This window comes from Clostridium algifaecis (assembly GCF_017874415.1).
Classification (GTDB): Bacteria; Bacillota; Clostridia; order Clostridiales; family Clostridiaceae; genus Clostridium_B; species Clostridium_B algifaecis.
On the sequence record NZ_JAGGLM010000046.1, the window covers coordinates 1 to 1,958 of the forward strand.

Annotated in this window: 1 protein-coding gene; it reads right to left on the bottom strand. The window is 30.4% G+C overall.

The window, feature by feature from the left end; all coding sequences use genetic code 11:
* Positions 1-79: 79 nt before the first annotated feature.
* Positions 80-1,813 (bottom strand): IS1634 family transposase, encoded by a 1,734-nt coding sequence (locus J2Z42_RS14290; protein WP_209703436.1) that lies wholly within the window; start codon positions 1,811-1,813, stop codon positions 80-82.
* Positions 1,814-1,958 lie beyond the last annotated feature (145 nt).

The window sequence follows — 1,958 nt, forward strand, 5'->3', positions numbered from 1 at the left end:
TCTCGTCTTTGACAGTTGAAGAAGATAAAAAGCTTGGTAAACCTATTAAAATCAATGGTTTCCAAGCTTTTAGTTATATTCAAAAAGTGAGTAATGTTTTTTGCTTTTTCGTGTCTTTAAAAAATTTTTTTGCCATTTTATTATTTATGATTTGATAATCAGTACGAAAACCAAATGTATCATGCAGAGCATCTGTAAAATCTGTTCTTGTGTAAGTAGGAACATATCCTTCGCCTTTGATTTTATAAAAATTCATAGATCTTAGTCCGGAAATGATTTCAGAGCAAGTGAATTTTTCTTCTAATTTTTTTTCTAATAATCGATATATTATTAGTGAAATAAAACATGTGGTAAAATGAGCTCGAATTCTATCGTCACGTTGCAGATACACAGGTCTTGCTTTAAACTCGGTTTTCATAATTCTAAAACATTCTTCGATTTCCCAACGCTTTTGATTTACTTTTATTATGGCGGAAGCCTCGTCTTCTAGGTTTGTGCAAACTGCATAAAATCCATCAAACACAGCTTCTTGTTCAATTAGAGTAGTATTAATCCCTAAAATTTCTTTATCAGCAATCTCACCATCTTGAGTACAATGACTTTTTGTGATAAATCGCTTATAATCATTAGTATTACATTTCTTTAATTTTGTAGGATTTTTATCTATTGTATTCTGAGCTCTTTCAACCTGTCGGTTACGAATAGTAGATTGATAATTTTTATATTTAAGAGAAAATGTAACGATTAATTTTTGCTCTAATCCATCTTCCTTAATCCATCGTTCTTTATAAAAAATATTTTTAAGATTTTTTTCTTCATCTAATTCATTAAGGTTATATGTTTGATTATAATCGCTAAGGCGCCAGCCTGTTGGGTCTAACGACCACTCTTTTAAATGCTTTCGTAATTTTTTCACAGACTGAGTAGTAATAAAAGAACGATTATCAACGCTATTAAATTTTCTGTTGGTGGTGGATGCAAGTCCTGCATCAGTACAAACAACAAATTTTGAAAGATTAAAATCTGATATAATTTTTTCTTCTAAAGGCTTTAGGGTAACTTGTTCATTGGTATTTCCATTATTGATGCAAAAGGCAAGCGGAATACCATCACTGTCCATAAAAAGTCCCATTTGAACAATAGGATTAGGTCGATGCTCTTTTGAAACACCATATCGTTTTAAGCCATCTTCCTGTTCGATTTCAAAGAAGTAGTTTGTGCAATCGTAATAAAGGATACCTTTTTTTCTGTCATATAGTTTTAAACTGTTATTATATAGTTCAGATTGAATAAAGTCAGCTTCGCTTGAGAGTACTTCTAATGCTCTATAAATATGCTGAATATCAAAATCTGGTTGTTCCATAAATTTTCTTGATAATTCATGCGTAGCAAGTTTTGAAGCTGGGAAAATAATCCTGCCATAAATTAATCTAGAAAGAATAGAATCAAGGTTGTAGGTGAATTTATGTTTATCTGAAATTTTTTTGCAAATTTTGTTTAAACCAAGTTCATGATAAAGTTGCTGCAAGAACAAATAACCACCGTTGAAGAAATGCTGCTCGTCTTTTGAAATTTGCTTCGCAGGAGAATATTTTACTAATACTTCTCGTTTTTCTTCTTTTTCCTTCTGATTTAATTCATCAACATATTTTTTTGCCCATTCTATTGGGTCTTCGCCTTTCAAGTTTTTCAAAAGTTCAGAATAAGTGCCAAGTTTTTCAACAACTTTAGAAGAACGTTTCCCATTTTCAAATATGGATTTTACGACATATAAAGAAGCAGCATTTTTGGATTTAACAATTTGTAATCTCATTTTTTTAGAACCTTTCGTTAGATGATACTTATATTATATCACATTGTGTAACATTGTGCACTATAAAGTTTTAAAATTTGACAAAAAAATAAGCCTATATCAAGGCTTTCAAGGAAAATTTATTTATACAACTGTCAAAGACCCG

Excerpts from the sequence above, each read along its gene's own strand:
- J2Z42_RS14290 (WP_209703436.1), bottom strand. The coding sequence starts at position 1,813 with ATGAGATTACAAATTGTTAAATCCAAAAATGCTGCTTCTTTATATGTC.